The 17,224-nt window shown below is 65.7% G+C and carries 17 protein-coding genes; 12 read left to right on the top strand and 5 right to left on the bottom strand.

The features are described 5' to 3' along the window. Positions 1–118 precede the first annotated feature (118 nt). The 11 genes from CSQ95_RS26135 to CSQ95_RS26085 all read left to right on the top strand — a co-directional run bounded on the left by CSQ95_RS26135 (position 119) and on the right by CSQ95_RS26085 (position 13,553). Positions 119–3,184: a PAS domain-containing hybrid sensor histidine kinase/response regulator gene (locus CSQ95_RS26135; RefSeq protein WP_099411591.1), complete on the top strand. Its 3,066-nt coding sequence runs from the start codon at positions 119–121 to the stop codon at positions 3,182–3,184. After that, a complete protein-coding gene (locus CSQ95_RS26130; protein WP_099411590.1) occupies positions 3,181–5,346 on the top strand; it encodes a HAMP domain-containing sensor histidine kinase in 2,166 nt (721 codons plus the stop codon). The genes CSQ95_RS26135 and CSQ95_RS26130 overlap by 4 nt, the downstream gene beginning before the upstream one ends. A gap of 175 nt (positions 5,347–5,521) precedes the next feature. Then, the gene (locus tag CSQ95_RS26125; RefSeq protein ID WP_070313461.1) at positions 5,522–7,732 is read left to right on the top strand and encodes a GGDEF domain-containing response regulator; all 2,211 of its coding nucleotides are present in this window, start codon (positions 5,522–5,524) and stop codon (positions 7,730–7,732) included. A gap of 154 nt (positions 7,733–7,886) precedes the next feature. Further along, positions 7,887–8,729, top strand: coding sequence for an urease accessory protein UreD (locus CSQ95_RS26120; RefSeq protein ID WP_099411589.1), 843 nt, complete (start codon positions 7,887–7,889; stop codon positions 8,727–8,729). Positions 8,730–8,754: 25 nt separating this feature from the next. Continuing rightward, positions 8,755–9,057: an urease subunit gamma gene (locus CSQ95_RS26115; protein ID WP_034751936.1), complete on the top strand. Its 303-nt coding sequence runs from the start codon at positions 8,755–8,757 to the stop codon at positions 9,055–9,057. Positions 9,058–9,086: 29 nt separating this feature from the next. After that, positions 9,087–9,416 (top strand): urease subunit beta, encoded by a 330-nt coding sequence (locus CSQ95_RS26110; RefSeq protein WP_034751935.1) that lies wholly within the window; start codon positions 9,087–9,089, stop codon positions 9,414–9,416. 1 nt (position 9,417) lies between these two features. Beyond that, a complete protein-coding gene (gene ureC / locus CSQ95_RS26105; RefSeq protein ID WP_099411588.1) occupies positions 9,418–11,118 on the top strand; it encodes an urease subunit alpha in 1,701 nt (566 codons plus the stop codon). Positions 11,119–11,130: 12 nt separating this feature from the next. Next, positions 11,131–11,655: an urease accessory protein UreE gene (gene ureE, locus CSQ95_RS26100; RefSeq protein WP_099411587.1), complete on the top strand. Its 525-nt coding sequence runs from the start codon at positions 11,131–11,133 to the stop codon at positions 11,653–11,655. Next, positions 11,655–12,335, top strand: coding sequence for an urease accessory protein UreF (locus CSQ95_RS26095; RefSeq protein WP_099411586.1), 681 nt, complete (start codon positions 11,655–11,657; stop codon positions 12,333–12,335). The genes ureE and CSQ95_RS26095 overlap by 1 nt, the downstream gene beginning before the upstream one ends. 22 nt (positions 12,336–12,357) lie before the next feature. Next, positions 12,358–12,996 carry an urease accessory protein UreG gene (gene ureG, locus CSQ95_RS26090; protein WP_070217989.1) on the top strand — a complete coding sequence of 213 codons (639 nt, stop codon included), beginning with the start codon at positions 12,358–12,360 and terminating at the stop codon, positions 12,994–12,996. Continuing rightward, complete coding sequence (locus CSQ95_RS26085) at positions 12,993–13,553, top strand: HupE/UreJ family protein (RefSeq protein WP_099411585.1); 561 nt, start codon at positions 12,993–12,995, stop codon at positions 13,551–13,553. The genes ureG and CSQ95_RS26085 overlap by 4 nt, the downstream gene beginning before the upstream one ends. A gap of 5 nt (positions 13,554–13,558) precedes the next feature. Here the strand turns inward: CSQ95_RS26085 and CSQ95_RS26080 are convergent, their stop codons facing one another. The 5 genes from CSQ95_RS26080 to CSQ95_RS26065 form a co-directional block, all read right to left on the bottom strand. After that, positions 13,559–14,170 (bottom strand): 1-acyl-sn-glycerol-3-phosphate acyltransferase, encoded by a 612-nt coding sequence (locus tag CSQ95_RS26080; RefSeq protein WP_099411584.1) that lies wholly within the window; start codon positions 14,168–14,170, stop codon positions 13,559–13,561. A gap of 204 nt (positions 14,171–14,374) precedes the next feature. Beyond that, complete coding sequence (locus CSQ95_RS29380) at positions 14,375–14,674, bottom strand: hypothetical protein (RefSeq protein WP_143450083.1); 300 nt, start codon at positions 14,672–14,674, stop codon at positions 14,375–14,377. A gap of 88 nt (positions 14,675–14,762) precedes the next feature. Beyond that, on the bottom strand, positions 14,763–15,827 hold the full coding sequence (locus CSQ95_RS26075) for an alkene reductase (RefSeq protein WP_099411583.1): 1,065 nt from the start codon (positions 15,825–15,827) through the stop codon (positions 14,763–14,765). Between the two features lie 57 nt (positions 15,828–15,884). Next, positions 15,885–16,181 carry a helix-turn-helix transcriptional regulator gene (locus CSQ95_RS26070; protein ID WP_070217983.1) on the bottom strand — a complete coding sequence of 99 codons (297 nt, stop codon included), beginning with the start codon at positions 16,179–16,181 and terminating at the stop codon, positions 15,885–15,887. Between the two features lie 162 nt (positions 16,182–16,343). Then, a complete protein-coding gene (locus CSQ95_RS26065; protein ID WP_373633065.1) occupies positions 16,344–16,706 on the bottom strand; it encodes a DUF1304 domain-containing protein in 363 nt (120 codons plus the stop codon). A 190-nt stretch (positions 16,707–16,896) separates the two neighbouring features. Here CSQ95_RS26065 and sugE point away from each other — a divergent pair, with 190 nt between their 5' ends. After that, positions 16,897–17,217 carry a quaternary ammonium compound efflux SMR transporter SugE gene (gene sugE / locus CSQ95_RS26060; protein ID WP_070217981.1) on the top strand — a complete coding sequence of 107 codons (321 nt, stop codon included), beginning with the start codon at positions 16,897–16,899 and terminating at the stop codon, positions 17,215–17,217. Positions 17,218–17,224 lie beyond the last annotated feature (7 nt).

Below are 17,224 nucleotides of genomic sequence, written 5' to 3'. Positions count from 1 at the left end.
TAAGGAATAGACTTGTCCCGGCAGTTGACGTTATCATGTTTTTGTAAGTGTCGGTGGCTGAATGGCCGGCGCATAGTTGAAACATGGTGACAGGCGAGGGTGAGCATGGGCATGGCGAATGATGCGTGATGTGCCTGGCGACGGGAGGGGCAGGGCAGCGGCGTACCGCTGCGGCCGCGCATTGCTGCTGGCATTCTGTGTCGCCGCGGCCCCGGCCGCCGTGCCGGCAGCGGCGCCAGCCGCTGCGCCGCCGCACCAGGGCCAGCGCGTGCTGGTCCTCAATGCCTACGATTACGGCCGCGCCGGCGTGGAATCGTACACGCGCACCTACGTGGCCGCCATGGCCGCCGCGGGCCTGGCCAGCGAAGACATCATGGTCGAGCACCTGAACCTCAATACCCAGGGCGACCCGGCGCTGCGCAACGAGATGCGTGATTTGTTGCTTTTAAGATACACCCAGATGATGGGGCGCAAGGCCGACCTGATCATCGCCATGCAGCAGCCGGCGCTCGATTTTTTGTTGTCCGACCTGGCGCCGCTGGCGCGCGGCGTGCCCGTGCTGGCGATTAACACCTCGGGCAAGGCCTTGCCGGCCGGCAGTCCGCTGGCCATCTGGCAGCAAAAGGCGAACGTCGATTTTCCCGGCACCCTGGCGCAAGCGATGGCGCTGTTCCCGGAGACCAAAACCATCGTCATGGCCGTTGGCGTCAGCGAGGCCGACCAGGCCTTGAAGCGCAGCATGCAGCAGGCGGCGCAGGCGTGGCAGGGCAGGGTTTACATCGAGTATCTCGACGGCCTGACCCTGGAGCAGATGCGCGTGAAGGTGGCGCACCTGCCCGCCGATACGTTGCTGGTGGCCGGCAATGTCAACCGCGACGTGGCCGGCGCCATCGCCACACCCGTGCAGTTTGCCGGCGAACTGGCGCGGCTGGCGAACGTGCCCGCCTTCGGCATGTACAACACGAACGTGGGCAAGGGCATCCTGGGCGGCTCCCTGCTGCACATCGAAGGGGCTGCGCAGCAGGTGGCGCAGATGTCGCTGGCCGTGTTGGCCGGCAAGGCGCCTGCCGCGCCGGGTGCCTTGCTGCCGCCGGTCCGCCCCGTGCCCATGTACGACTGGGAGCAGCTGCAGCGCTGGGATGCCGACAGCAGCCAGCTGCCGCCGGACACGCTGTTCTTCAACCGCCCGCCGCAGCTGTGGCACGAACACCGCGCCGCCGTGCTGCTGGCGGCCGGCGTCTTCATCGTGATGGCCGGCTTGCTGAGCGCACTGCTGCTGCAGCGGCGGCGTTTGCGCCGCGCAGAGAGCGAGGCGCGCGAAAGCGAACAGCGCTTCCGCATCCTCGTCGAGCATGCGCCTGAAGCGATCGTCGTGTATGACCTGGACCAGGACCGCTTCATCGACGCCAACAGCAGCGCGCAACGCATGCTGGGCATGTCGCGCGAAGCGCTGCTGGCGCGCGGGCCGTTCGACCTGTATAGCACGGAGCAGCCCGACGGCATGCCTTTGGGCCTGATGATGGAAGAGCATCTGCGCCGCGCCATGCTGGGTGAACCCATCCTGGTCGAGCGCCATGTGCGGCGCGCCGACGGCAGCGTCTTTCCCTGCGAAGTGCGGCTGGTGCGCTTGCCGATGGAAGGGCGGCGCCTGGTGCGCAGCGGCATCGTCGACATTTCCGAGCGCAAGCAAAGCGAGCAGGAGCTGCTCGGCTACCGCGACCACCTGGAAGAACTGGTGCAGCAGCGCACGGCCGCCCTGTCGGTGGCCGTCACCGAGGCCGAATCGGCGAACCGCGCGAAAAGCGTTTTTCTCGCCAACATGAGCCACGAATTGCGCACGCCCTTGAATTCCGTGATCGGCTTTTCGCAGATGATGGCCGATTCGAGCAGCATGTTCGAGGAAGAAAAACACAACCTGGCCATCATCAACCGCGCCGGCCACCATTTGCTGACCTTGATCAACGATATCCTGGAATTGTCGAAAATCGAGGCGGGCCGCATGCAGCTGCAGGCGGGGCCCGTGGACTTGAACGGCTTGCTCGACGAGGTGCTCGAGATGGTGCGCATGCGCTCGGGCGACCAGGGCATCGCGCTGCGGCTCGAGCGCGACGGCGTGCCCCCGCTGGTGCGCCTCGACGGCGCCAAGCTGCGCCAGGTGCTGCTCAATTTGCTGTCGAACGCGCTCAAGTTCATCGAGCAGGGCAGCGTGACCCTGTCGCTGACCTGCCAGGCGGACGGCGATGGGCAAATGGCGCTGGCGTTTGCCGTGCGCGATACGGGCAGCGGCATCGCGGAAGAGGACCTGGAACGCATCTTTGAACCGTTCGTGCAGGCCGACAGCGCCGTGGCCCAGGCGGGCACGGGACTGGGGCTGACCATTTCACGCGAATTCGTGCGCCTGATGGGCGGCGAGCTGCGCGTCGAATCGACCTTGGGCGCCGGTTCCCGCTTCAGTTTCGAGCTGCACGCGCCCGCGCTGCGGCAGCCGGCCTTCGCGGCGCAGGCGCCGGGCCGCGTGGCGCGCCTGCCGCCGTCCCAGCGCGGGCGCATGGTGCTGCTGGTCGACGATGACGACAACTGCCGCAAGCTGCTGGCCGGCTTGCTGGCGCCGCTGGGCTTTCAGCTCCAGGAAGCGGCGGGCGGCGTGCAGGCGCAAGCGATGCTGGCGGCGCAGCGCTACGACATCGTGCTCAGCGACTGGCGCATGCCGGACATGGACGGTTTGGCGCTGACGCGCTGGCTGCGCGCGCAGCCGGCGCTGGTGCAGCCGCGCCTGGTGATCATGACCGCCTCCGCCTTCGAGGAAGAAAAGCAGGAGGCGCTGGCGGCCGGCGCTGACGGCTTCCTGCGCAAACCGATCGAGCAGGAACACCTGTTCGCCATGCTGGAGCAGCAACTGGGCCTGCGCTTCCAGCGCACTGCCGCCCAAGCGCCGCGCGTGCCGGCCGCCGCCTTCGACCTGCAGCAGGCGCTGGGCCAGCTGAGCGCCGCCCAGCGGCAGGCGCTGCTCGAATCCGTGCAAGCCCTCGATTTGCGGCGCAGCGCCATCGTGCTGGCCGGCGTGGCGACCAGCCTGCCGCAGCTGACCGCGCACATCGCCGCCATGCTGGAGCAGCACCAGTACCAGCCGCTGTGCGCCCTGCTGGCGCAGCCAACCAGCGAGCCGCAGGGCGAAGGCGCATGACGCCATACGCACCCAAAGATGCGCGCCTGGGCGGCGTCTCCATCGTGCTGGCCGTCAGCGTGGCGCTGACCTTTGTCGTCACCGCGCTGCTGCTGGTGTTTGCCGTGCTGTTTTACCAGTCCGAACGCGAGCAGCGCTGGCAGCAGCTGCAGGGCAGCCTGTCCGTAAGCGCGGACCAGCTGGCCGTGGCCATCGAACTGCCATTGTGGAATCTCGATGAAAAGCAGATGCAGGCCATCATGCGCAGCATGCTGGGCAAGCGCGACCTGGTGGCCAGTTCCCTCACGCCGGGCATCGGCAAGGAAGCGCTGGTCCTGCGCCGCACTGCGTCCGGCGCCATCGGCAGCTTTTCCTCGTTGTCCGCGGAACCGGGCTGGCTGGTGCAGCGGCGCCCCGTGACGATGGGCGGACAGGTCATCGGCAGCGTGGCCGTGTATGCGACGCCGGCCCTGCTGCACGCGCAGCTGCGCCAGCGCGCGCTGGGCATCGGCGCCATGATCGTGGCGCTCGACGTGATCCTCGTGGCCAGCATCTGGCTGCTCATGTGGTGTCTGATGCTCAAGCCCCTGAAGGCGATCGGCCAGTATGCGGCCGGCATCCAGGCGGGGCAGGGCGAAGCGTCCGGCACGCCGCCGAAAGCGTGGTTCCTGGGCGAGCTGCGCACCTTGTACCGTTCCATCCGCGACATGGTGGCGCTGCTCGACAGCCGCTACCGCGCCCTGCAGCGCAGCGAGGAGCGCGTGCAGATGGCCACCGGCGCGGCCAGCATCGGCATCTGGGACTGGAACGTCAGCAGCGATGCCTTGCAGTGGGATGAGCAGATGTATGCGCAGTTCAAGGCCGACGCGGAAAGCGGCATGGCGCCGGCGGCGATCTGGCGCAGGGCGCTGGTGCCGGACGACGTGCCCGCCGCCAAGGAGGCCCTGCGCGCCGCGCTGGGTGCCGGCCAGGCGTTCACGCACGAGTACCGCATCCTGTGGCCCGATGGCGCCATCCGCTACATCAAGGCCGATGCCGTGATCTTCCGCGACGGCCAGGGCCGCCCCATGCGCCTGGTGGGCTCGAACTACGACATCACGGCGCACCGCGAGGCGGAACTGGAACTGCTGCGCCACCGCCATCACCTGGAAGAACTGGTGGCCGAGCGCACGAGCGCCCTGTCGGTCGCCGTCAGCCAGGCGCAGGCGGCGAACCGCGCCAAAAGCACCTTCCTGGCCAACATGAGCCATGAACTGCGCACGCCCCTCAATTCCGTGATCGGCTTTTCGCGCCTGATGGCCGCCTCGCCGAACATGCAGGACGATGAGAAGCGCAATCTGGCCATTATCCACCGCTCGGGCAACCATTTGCTCACCCTGATCAATGAAATTCTCGAACTGTCGAAGGGCGAGGCGGGGCGCCTGCAGGCACAGACGGCCGTGGTGGCGCTGGCGCCGCTGCTGCAGGAAGTGATGGACATGCTGGGCATGCGCGCCGAGCAGCAGGGGCTGGCCCTGCGCCTCGACTGCGCGAACCTGCCGGCGGCCGTGGTGCTCGATGCGACACGCTTGCGCCAGGTGCTGCTGAACCTGATGTCAAACGCCGTCAAGTTCGCCGGCGGCGGAGAAGTCACCCTGCGCGTGCGCGGCGAGCGGCGCGCTGGCGACCAATGGGGGCTGTCGTTCGCCGTCAGCGACACGGGCATCGGCATCGCCCCGGAGGACCAGCAGCGCATCTTCGAGCCCTTCGTGCAGGCCGACAGCGCGGGACCGAAGGATGGCACGGGGCTGGGCCTGGCCATCTCGCGCGAATTCGTGCAGCTGATGAACGGCGAACTGACGGTGGAGTCGACGCCGGGGCAGGGCGCCACCTTCCGCTTCAGCATCCCCGCGCAGGCGGCCGAAGCGCCCGTGCCGGCGCCTGTGCCGCTGCCCGTGGCGCAGGCGCCCGAGGCGTTGCCGGCACTGCGGGCACAAGACTTGCTGCTGCTGACGGGGGAAGAACGCGCCGCCTTGCTGGTGGCGCTGCGCGAATTGAACCTGGCCAGGGTAGCGCAGCTGCTGGCGGCCCTGCCTGCGTCGGCGGCGCCGTTGCTGGCGCCGCTGCAGGCCATGCTCGACCAGCATCAGTACCGCCAACTGTGCGGCTTGCTGGAGAATGAGGGGGCGCTGGCGCACACGTAAAAGTGTGGGCTGACAACATCGGTTTCGCTGAAAAGACGGACTAAGTAGGGCCGATGGATGGTGCTAAATTGCAATAAAGATTATGATGATAGTACGTAGTTCATCGCAAAGAAAATGTCTTGTCCAGCGTGGCAACGGACCGCCGCGCCTCATCCAAAGCTGAGAGAACTGCTACATGCACCGCGATTTTTCGGAAGTGAATTCGAAGGGCGAAGTACTGATCGTTGAAGATACGCCGGCTTCGCTGAAGCTGTTGAGCGATTTGCTGGGCGGCGCCGGCTACGCGGTGCGCCAGGCGCCGAACGGCGAACTGGCCCTGTGGACGGCCCAGGCGCGCCCGCCGGAGCTGATCCTGCTCGACGTGCGCATGCCCGGCCTCGACGGCTTTGAAGTGTGCCGCCGCCTGAAGGAGATACCGTCCCTGCAGCAGGTGCCGGTGATCTTCCTGTCGGCCCAGTACGATACGGACGACAAGGTGCGCGGCTTTGCGCTGGGCGCCGTCGACTTCATCGCCAAGCCCTTCCAGGCCGAGGAAATCCTCGCCCGCACCGATGCCCATGTGCGTCTGGCGCGGGCGCAGCTGCAGCTGGCGCAGGAGCGCGCCAACCTGGAACGCCGGGTGGCCGAACGCACGGCCGAACTGGAACAGGTGGCCAGCACGCTGGCGCGCGAAGTGCAGATCCGCCGCGCCAATGAAGAATTGCTGCGCCTGTCGGGTCAGGTCTTCGAAGCGACCCAGGACGCCATCCTGATCACGGATCCGGCCGGCATCATCGTCACGGCCAATCCCGCCTTTACCCGCATCACCGGCTACGCGGCGCAGGAAGTGGTGGGCACGGACATCATGCGCCTGCATGCCGAGTACACGGGCGAAGCGGTGCTGCTGGCCTTGCGCCAGGGCTTGCGCAGCAGCGGCTGCTGGTCAGGCGAGGTGCAGACGCGGCGCAAGAGCGGCGACACCTATCCCTGTTTGCTCAGCGTCTCCACCGTGCACGGCCCGGACGGCGCCGTCGTCAACTATGTGGGCGTCTTCCTCGACATCAGCGAGCGCAAGGCCGAGCAGCATCTGATCGATTTCCTCTCCTACCACGACGCGCTGACGGGTTTGCCGAACCGCGTGCTGCTGCGCGAGCGCTTCGAACAGGCGCGCGCGAACGCCGTGCGCGATAGCCAGCAGGTGGTGCTGATGTGCCTGGACCTGGACCGCTTCAAGAACATCAACGATTCGCACGGCCAGGCCGTCGGCGACAAGGCGCTGCAGGTGGTGGCGCGCTTCCTGTCCGGCTGCGTACGCGAGGGCGACACCGTGGTGCGCCAGGGCGGCGACGAATTCCAGATACTGCTGCAGGACGATGCCCTGCTGGGACGTACCCTGGGGCTGGCGCAAACCATCCTGGCCGGCTTGCGCGAAGAATTGAGTGTTGACGGCGAGCGCCTGGCGCTGACCACCAGCATCGGCATCGCCATGTGCCCGGCAGACGGCGACAGCCTCGACGACGTGCTGCGCCATGCCGACACGGCCCTCGTGCGCGCCAAGGAAATGGGGCGCGACCATTACGCCTTCTTCACGGAGCGCATGGGCAGCGATATCCGCGCCCGCCTGGCCATGCAGCAGCAGCTGCGCGGCGCCATCGGCCGCGATGAATTCGAAGTGCACTACCAGCCGCAGATGTGCTTGCGCACGGGCGCCATGCTGGGTGCGGAAGCGTTATTGCGCTGGAATAACCCTGTGCTGGGCAAGGTGCCGCCCGGCCTGTTCATCGCGCTGGCCGAGGAATATGGCTTGATCACGGCTATCGGAGAATGGGTGCTTGAAAGCGTGTGCGCGCAGATCCGCGTGTGGCACGATGCGGGCCTGGGCAGCATCAAGGTGGCCGTCAACCTGTCTGGCAAGCAGTTCGCGCAGGACCGCACGGTGCCCTTCGTCGAGGCGGCCCTGCGCAAGTACGGCATCGCGCCCGCCTGCCTGGGCATCGAGATCACGGAAAGCACGGTGATGGGCGACCCGGACAAGGCGGTGGCGGCCCTCACGCGCCTGAAGGACATCGGCGTGGGCATTTCGCTCGACGACTTCGGCACCGGCTATTCCAGCCTCGGTTACCTGAAGCGCTTTCCCATCGACGTGCTGAAGATCGACAAATCCTTCGTCGACGACGTCACCACCAGCAGCAGCGACGCGGCCATCGCCCGTTCCGTCATCTCGCTGGCGCACAACCTCGATATGCGCGTCATCGCCGAAGGCGTGGAAACGCGCGAGCAGGTCGCCTTCCTGACGGAACACGGCTGCGATGAAATGCAGGGCTATTATTTCAGCCGCCCCCTGGGCGCCGCACTGTTTACGGCCTTGCTGCGCGAACGGCGCACCCTGGCCATGGCCCAGGCATAAGCGCCGCGGTGCGGTCGGTGCACCATGCCGGTGCATTCGCTGCAACGCGGTGCACGATTCTCACGTTTCCTTCACCTGATGCTGGCACATATCCTGCTTAGGTAATCGCTTATTTACGCGATTGCCCCGCATGCCAGACAGCAGCCACCCAGTCATGCCTCCACCAGCCAGCGCACACGGCGCCTGGCAGGCGCAGCTGCGCCTGGGCTTCGCGCTGCACGATGGCGTCAGCCGCCTCGTCGAGCGCGCGCACAGCGGCCCCCTGCGCGTGCAAAAGCCTCTGTATCCGGAAGGCGGTGGCGTCTGCCACGCCATCATCATCCATCCGCCCGGCGGCGTGGTGGGCGGCGACCAGCTGGCCGTCGACGCCACGGCGGGCGAGGGCGCACACGCCTTGCTCACGTCACCGGGCGCCGCCAAATGGTACCGCGCCAACGGCCATGTCTCGGGCCAGCACATCGTGCTGCGCGCGGGCAGCGGCGCCGCCATCGAGTGGCTGCCGCAGGAAAGCATTTTCTTCGACCAGGCCTGCGTGCGCCTGCGACATGAGGTGGACCTAGCGGCGGACGCCGGCTACATCGGCTGCGACATCGTTTGCCTGGGCCGCAGCGCCGCAGGCGAAATTTTTAATACGGGCAGCATCAGCCAGCAGGTGCAGATCCGCCGCGGCGGCAAGCTGCTGTGGTGGGAGCAGGGCGTGCTGGCCGCCGGCGGCGCCCTGATGGCCAGCCCCCTGGGATTGGGCGGGCACACGGTATGCGCCACCCTGATCGCCGTCGGCACGCAAGTTTCCCCTGCCGTGCTAGCTGCCGTGCGCGAGATCGCCGTGCCGGAAGGCGCGGCGTTTGGCGCCACGCACATGAAATCGCTGGTGGTGGTGCGCCTGCTGTGCGGCGACAGCGAGGCGGCGCGCCGCATCATGCTGGCCGCCTGGCAGTTGCTGCGCCCCGCCATGCTGGGACGCGACGCCGTCGTGCCCCGCATCTGGAACACTTAATCAGGAAAGAAGCGCAAGGAAAACCATGGACCTGACTCCCCGCGAAAAAGACAAGCTGCTCATTTTTACGGCCGCGCTGCTGGCCGAACGGCGCCTGGCGCGCGGCTTGAAATTGAATTACCCGGAAGCGGTGGCCCTGATCAGCGCCGCCATCATGGAAGGCGCGCGCGACGGCAAGTCGGTGGCGCAGCTGATGTCGGACGGCACCAAGATACTCTCGCGCGCCGACGTCATGGACGGCATCGCCGAGATGATCCCCGACATCCAGGTAGAAGCGACCTTCCCCGACGGCAGCAAGCTGGTGACCGTGCACCACCCGATACCGTAACCTACAAGCGACATTGACAGGAGCCCCTCATGACCCCAGGCGAATACCAATTGGAAGAAGGCGAAATCAGCTTGAATGCGGGGCGCGCCACGGCCACCGTGGTGGTGGCCAACCGCGGCGACCGGCCCATCCAGGTCGGCTCGCACTTTCACTTTTTTGAAGTCAATCCGGCGCTGGCCTTCGAGCGCTGGCGTGCCTACGGCATGCGCCTCAATATCACGGCCGGCACGGCCGTGCGCTTCGAACCGGGCCAGCAGCGCACGGTGGAACTGGTGGCGCTGGCGGGCGAACGCAAGGTTTACGGCTTCAACGGCGAAGTGATGGGCGAACTGCAAGACACACCACCGGGAAAGGATTGAGATGGCCAGCATTCCCCGCAGCGCGTATGCCGAGATGTTCGGCCCCACCAAGGGCGACCGCATCCGCCTGGCCGACACGGAACTGTTCATCGAGATCGAGCATGACTACGCGATCTACGGCGAAGAGGTGAAATTCGGCGGCGGCAAGGTGATCCGCGACGGCATGGGCCAGTCGCAGCGCTGCGCGGCCGAGGTGATGGATACCGTCATCACGAATGCCGTCATCCTCGACCACTGGGGCATCGTGAAGGCCGACATCGGCCTGAAAAACGGTCTGATCTTCGGCATCGGCAAGGCGGGCAATCCCGACATCCAGCCCGGCGTGACCCTAGCCATCGGCGGCGCCACGGAAATCATCGCCGGCGAAGGCATGATCGTCACGGCCGGCGGCGTCGACACGCACATCCACTTCATCTGCCCGCAGCAGATCGAGGAAGCGCTGATGAGCGGCGTGACCACCATGCTGGGCGGCGGCACGGGGCCGGCCGTGGGCACGGCCGCCACCACCTGCACGCCGGGACCGTGGCACTTGCACGCCATGCTGGCGGCCGCCGACGCCTTCCCGATGAACCTGGGCTTCATGGGAAAAGGTAACGTCAGCTTGCCGCTGCCCCTGGAAGAACAGGTGCGCGCGGGCGCCATCGGCCTGAAACTGCACGAGGACTGGGGCAGCACGCCGGCCGCCATCGACAATTGCCTGTCCGTTGCGGACCGCATGGATATCCAGGTGGCGCTGCACAGCGACACCCTCAACGAGGGGGGATTTCTCGAGCACACCCTGGCCGCCTTCAAGGACCGCACCATCCACACGTTTCACACGGAAGGGGCGGGCGGCGGCCATGCGCCCGACATCATCGCCGCCGTGGGCCAGTCCAACGTACTGCCCTCGTCGACCAACCCCACGCGCCCCTTCACCGTCAACACGCTCGACGAGCACCTGGACATGCTGATGGTGTGCCACCACCTGGACCCGGCCATTGCCGAAGACGTGGCCTTTGCCGAGTCGCGCATCCGCCGCGAAACCATCGCCGCGGAAGACATTCTGCACGATATCGGCGCCATCTCGATGATGTCGTCCGACTCGCAGGCGATGGGCCGCGTCGGCGAAGTGATCATGCGCACCTGGCAGACGGCGCACAAGATGAAGGTGCAGCGGGGCGCCCTGGCGCCCGACACGGCACGCAGCGACAATTTTCGCGCCAAGCGCTATATCGCCAAGTACACGATCAACCCGGCCATCACGCACGGGATATCGCACGTGGTCGGTTCCATCGAGGCGGGCAAGATCGCCGACATCGTGCTGTGGAAGCCGGCCTTCTTTGGCGTCAAGCCGTCGATGATTTTAAAGGGCGGCATGATCGCCGCCGCGCAGATGGGCGACCCGAACGCCTCGATCCCCACGCCGCAGCCCGTGCATTACCGCATGATGTTCGGCGCCTTCGGCGGCGGCCTGAAAAAGTCGTTCACCTTTGTCTCGCAGGCGGCCTACGACCTCGATATCGGCCATCAGCTCAAACTGAATAAATCCGTCATCGCCGTGAAAAACATGCGCGGCTTGCGCAAGCACGACATGATCCACAACGGCGCCACGCCGCACATGGAAGTGGACCCGGAAACCTACGCCGTGCGCGCCGACGGCCAGCTGCTCGTGTGCGAGGCGGCGGCCGTGCTGCCCATGGCGCAGCGCTATTTTCTATTTTAAGCGGGAGACATCATGCTGACTTTGCATACCAAACTGGCGGCTGACGATCCTCGCGCCGCCGTTGCCCAACTCGTGCTGCCCTACGACCAGCGCGAAAAATGCCGGCTGCGCGCCGTGCTGTCGAATGGCGAGGACGTGGCCGTGTTCACCGTGCGCGGCACGGTGCTGCGCGACGGCGAGCGCATGACGGGGCCGGGCGGGCAGGTGGTGCAGATCGTCGCCGCGCGCGAACCGACCTACCTGGTGCGCTGCGCGGATGCGCACACTTTGCTGCGGTGCGCTTTCCACCTGGGGAACCGCCACACCCAGGCGCAGGTAGGCGACGGCTTTTTGCGCATCCGCAAGGACGTGGTGTTGAAGGAGATGCTCGAAGGCTTGCGGGCGACCGTGACGGAAGAAAGCGCGCCGTTCGAACCGGAAGCGGGCGCGTATGGCAGCGGCCATGGCCACCACGACGGCCACGGCCAGCACTTGCTGGCACCCGTGCCGCTGCGGCAGAAAATCCACCGCCCCGGCGATACGCCGGGCGCCGCCTGATGCAGGCCTCGGCCCTGCTGCATCTGCTGCAGTTCGCCAGCCCGGCCTTGCCGATCGGCGCCTACAGCTATTCGCAGGGGCTGGAAGCGGCGCTCGAATCGGGCCTGGTGACGGATGCGGCCACGGCGCGCGTATGGATTGCGCAACACCTGGCGCACGTGATGGCGCGCTGGGAAGCGCCTTTGTGCTGGCGGCTGATGCAGGCGTTTGCAGCGCAGGATCTGCGCGCCGTGCAGCGCTGGAGCGAGCGCTTCATCGCTTCGCGCGATACGGCGGAATTTCGCGCCGAAACCATCCAGATGGGCTATTCCTTGACCAAGCTGCTGGCCGAGCTGGGCGTGGCCGACGGCGTCTTGATCGACATGCTGCAGGGCCAGCCTGAAGTGGCTTTACCCACGGCGTATGCCTGCGCCGTGGCGGCGCTGGCCATTCCGCGCGAAGAAGCGCTGCTGGCCATGCTGTTCGCCTGGGCGGAAAACCAGGTGCTCGTCTGCGTGAAATCCGTGCCGCTGGGGCAGGTGGCGGGCCAGCGCTTGCTGCTGTCGCTGCGGCCGGACCTGGAAGCGGCGGCCCTCGCGGCGCAAACCTTGCCAGACGACGAGATGGGCAACTGGGCGCCAGGCCTGTCGCTGCTGTCGATGCGGCACGAAGTGCAGTACAGCCGCTTGTACCGTTCCTGAACTATTCAATGAGAGAGCAAACATGACATCGATTACCTCCAATCCCTTGCGCGTTGGCATCGGCGGGCCCGTCGGCTCGGGCAAGACGGCCCTGTGCGAAATGCTGTGCAAGGGCATGCGCGAGCGCTACGACATGGCCGTCATCACGAACGACATTTACACCAAGGAAGACATGGAAATCCTGCTGCGCGCCGATGCCTTGCCGGCCGAACGCCTGATGGGAGTGGAGACGGGCGGCTGCCCGCACACGGCGATCCGCGAGGACGCGTCGATCAACCTGGAAGCGATCGCGCGCATGCAGGCAGATTTTCCGCATCTTGATTTGATCCTGGTCGAATCGGGCGGCGACAATCTGGCCGCCACCTTCAGCCCGGAACTGTCGGACCTGACGATCTACGTGATCGACGTGGCCGGCGGCGAAAAAATCCCGCGCAAGGGCGGCCCCGGCATCACGCGCTCCGATTTGTTGATCATCAACAAGACGGACCTGGCGCCGTATGTGGGCGCCAACCTCGACGTGATGGCGCAGGATGCCAGGCGCATGCGCGGCGAGCGCCCCTTCGTGTTTACCAACCTGCGCAGCGGCGACGGCGTGCAGATCGTCATCGATTTTATCCGCGAGCAAGGTTTGCTCGATCAACCAGGCAAGGAGCTGCAATGAGCGCAACACTGACGAAGAAAGCAGCCGCCGTGGCGGCCCTGTGCCTGTTGGCCTTGCCCGCGATGGCCCACCCAGGCCATGGCGAGAGCGTGGGCTTTCTGGCCGGTTTCGCCCATCCGTTCACGGGCATCGACCATTTGCTGGCCATGCTGGGCGTGGGTCTGTGGGGCGGCCAGCAGCGCCGCGGCTGGGGGCAGCCCGCCACGTTTCTCGGCATGATGCTGCTCGGCGCGCTGGCCGGCATGGCGGGCTTGACGGTGTCCGGGCTGGAAACGGGCATCGCCGCCACGGTGGCGCTGGTGGGACTGGCCATCGCGCTGGCGCTGGCCTTGCCGAACTGGCTAGGCTTGGGATTGGTGGGTATGTTTGCGCTCGCGCATGGCAATGCGCATGGCCAGGAATTGCCGGCCGCCTCGGCCGCGTGCGGCTTCATGCTGGCCTCGGCCATGCTGCTGTGTGCGGGACGTGTCGTCGGCCAAGTGCTGGCCGAGCGCGTGCTGCGTGTGGCCGGCGTGGCCTTGACGGCCGCTGGCGTGGTGCTGATGGGGGTTGCTTGAGCGGCTTAAGCGCCGGGGCGCTTGTCGGACAGCACGATGGGCGCCGCCATTTCAGGGTGCAAGCCCTGGTGGCAAGCATACACGGCGGCAATCGCCCCCATGTCGGCCTCCTTGTCGCCCGTCAAGTATAAGTGGTCGACGACGCCCAGCACCTTGTTCGGGTAGTCGATGTAGACCAGCAGCAGCGGCACCTTGGCGGCCAGGGCCAGGTGATAAAAGCCGCTTTTCCAGTTCGGGCGGTAGCTGCGCGTCGCTTCCGGCGTGATGGCCAGCCAGTACCAGTCTGCGGCCAGCATGCGTTCGGCCTGGCGCTGGATCGTGCCGCTGGTGGTGCTGCGGTCGACGGGTTCGCCGCCGAGATAGCGCAGCACCTTGCCCATGGGGCCGCGGAACAGCGAATCCTTGGCCAGCCAGCGGAACGGCAAGGACAGCGCCCATTTGCCGAACAGGCCCACCATGAAATCCCAGTTGGACGTGTGCGGATAGACGACGGCGATGCCGCGCGGCCCCGGCAAGGGGCGGAAGCGCAGGCGCCAGCCGAACAGGTGCAGCACGCGCAGCGCGCAGCGCTGGTGCCAGGTCGGCAAGTCGCCCGCTTGTACAAATAAATCGTCCATTGATACCCTTCAGTGACACTGTTTTAATGGGATGGCGCTGGTGGCCATTTTCCTTGAAGCAAAAATTCTGCGCAGGCATTCTATACGGGGCTGGCGGTGGCGACAAGCAGCCGAGGCCGCTATCCATGCGGTGTCGGCGCCGTTTGTACTGCCATTTTAACCATGCTTGCTTCCTGTACCGGGCACTAAATGCACGGTATGTGGTCAAAACTTGATGCAGGGTTGATTCACCCGATAGGGAGCCATGGCATGAAAAACAGTGTCGATGATGTACATGGAAACAATGTCCGAACGGACAAAGTGATGGCCGAGCTCGTCGAGCGTGGCGTGGCGTTTCATCACGCCCTGGGCCGGACGGTGGCGACGGCCTATTTGCGCGAGCATGCGGTACCGGCCGAAGTGATACGCCGCGTCTTCAGCAGCGTGCAGGCGCGCCGCCCGGCCCGGCCGGCACGGCGCCGATGGCGCTGAAAGACAGGCAAAAACGGCGGCCGCCACGATCATTGCGCAGCGAACTGCGTTGGTGTCGTTGCGCCCGTCGCGTGGGGGAATGAGCGGCGCAGAGCCGCTCAGGGTGTGCTCAGGGCGCTGTTCAGGCTTGTGCCGCCAGTGCCGGGTAGTCCGTGTAGCCGGTCGCGTCCGGCGCGTACAGGGTGTCCGGGTTCAGCGGGTTGAGCGGCGCGTCGCTGCGCAGGCGGATGGGCAGGTCGGGGTTGGCGATGAACCACAGGCCAAAGGCCACGGCATCGGCTTCGCCCTTGGCCAGCAAGGCTTCGGCCGCCGCCTTGTCCATTTTCTCGTTGGCAATGTACACGCCGCCAAATTCCTGCTTCAGGTACGGGCCCAGGCGGTCTTCACCGAGCGCTTCGCGGGCGCAGATGAAGGCGATGCCCCGTTTGCCCAGCTCGCGCGCCACATAGCCGAAGGTGGCGCGCGGGTTCGAATCGCCCATGTCGTGCGCGTCGCGGCGCGGCGCCAGGTGCATGCCGACCCTGTCGGCGCCCCATACTTCGATGCACGCGTCCGTCACTTCCAGCATCAAACGGGCACGGTTTTCAATCGAGCCGCCGTAGTTATCGGTGCGCAAGTTGGTGCTGTCTTGCAGGAACTGGTCGAGCAGATAACCATTGGCGCCATGGATTTCCACGCCGTCGAAGCCCGCCTTTTTCGCATTTTCGGCGCCCAGGCGGTAGGCTGCCACGATGCCGGGAATTTCTTCCGCATCGAGCGCGCGCGGCGTGACGTATTCCTGTTTCGGGCGCACCAGGCTGACATGGCCGGCCGGCTTGACGGCGCTGGGTGCCACGGGCAGGTCGTCATCGAGGAAGACGGGCGCGGAAATGCGGCCCACATGCCACAGTTGCAGCACGATCAGGCCGCCTGCGTCATGTACGGCCTTGGTGATGTGTTTCCAGCCTTCCACCTGCTCGTCGGACCAGATGCCGGGCGTGTCGGCATAGCCCACGCCCTGCGGCGTGACGGCCGTCGCTTCCGATATGATCATGCCGGCCGAGGCGCGCTGCGTGTAGTACTCGGCCATCAGGGCGTTGGGCACGCGGCCAGGATTACCGGCGCGCGAACGCGTCAGCGGCGCCATGATGATGCGATTTTTCAGTTGCAGGCTGCCTATGGTGATGGGGTCGAATAAAGTTGCCATGGTTACTATCTTTCCTGTCGAGAATGCCGCGAACGGTGATATGGATGGGGGTTGCTGTTACAAACCTTGCTGCATGTGGTCCAGAAAGGCCTGGATGGTGGCTTCATTGCGCTTGAAAAAGCTCCATTGGCCAACTTTTCTGGCGGAAATTAAACCGGCCTTTTGCAGGGTGGCCAGGTGCGCCGAGACCGTCGATTGCGACAACCCCAGCCGCCGGTCGATCAGGCCGGCGCAGACGCCAAAGTCGAGTGGATGGTCCTGTTCGCAAAAATACTGCTCCGGCTCCTTCAGCCACTGCAAAATCTGCCGCCGTACGGGATTGGCCAGCGCCTTGTGAATGGCGTCGATGTCCATGCTGTTTCTCCTGGTCGATGTTCGTCTTCAAGCGATATATGTATCGTCTTTTGTGAATTTCAATATCGGAATTTTACGATATAAGTAAAAAACGTGCTGGCCGGCGGATTTGTCAGGCAGGGCGGGTGCTGGCGCCGGTCGGTCGGCCGCCCCCGGCAGGTATCAGGCGAAGTGGAACAGCAGCAGGGCGATGACGGCAGGCACCGTTTGCAGATAGAGGATGCGCGTCATGACGGTCACCGCGCCCCACACGCCGGCCACGGCGATGCAGGCCAGGCCGAAGACGGTGAATGCATGGGCGATGGCCGCGTCCGGGTGAAAAAAGCCCAGCGCCAGCGCGGCGACAAGAAAGCCGTTGTAGCAGCCCTGGTTCGACATGGCGGGGCGCACGATCTCCGCCTTTTCCTTGGACAAGCCAAATACCTTGCGTCCGCGCGCATCGAACAGCACGGTTTCCAGCAGCACGATATAGACGTGCAGCAGCAGGATGAGGGCGGTAAGGATTTGGGCCAGCAGTAGCATCATTGTTCCCGGGTGTGTGGATGCCCAATTATGCTGCCATCAGCATATCTTTTGGCAATAGCACCAGAAAAAATGTTCTGGCGGCAAGAGTTTTCACCCGATGGTATACTTTTCCTTTTGCTCCTGTGGGGACGACCCCGCTCGATGTGGGGGCTGCATGGCGGGGACGACCCTGCCGCCTCGGGAGAAATAGATGGCGTGGATCATTCTGGTATTGGCGGGCTTGCTGGAAATCGGCTGGGCAATCGGCCTCAAGTACAGCGCGGGGTTTACCCGCCTCGTGCCCTCCGTCTTGACGGCAGTGTCCATGCTGGGCAGCGTGGTGATGCTGGGCCTGGCCTTGCGCACCTTGCCTCTGGGCACGGCCTACGCCATCTGGACGGGCATCGGCACCGTCGGCACGGCCATCTTCGGCATCATGGTGCTGGGCGAGCCGGCCAGCGCCGCGCGCATCGCCTGCATCGCCCTGATCGTCTCCGGCATCCTGGGCTTGAAATTGCTCAGCCCGCAATAAAGGATGC

The organism is Janthinobacterium sp. BJB304, from assembly GCF_002735765.1.
GTDB lineage: Bacteria > Pseudomonadota > Gammaproteobacteria > Burkholderiales > Burkholderiaceae_D > Janthinobacterium.
This window is presented reverse-complemented; position numbering and strand designations above follow the sequence as displayed.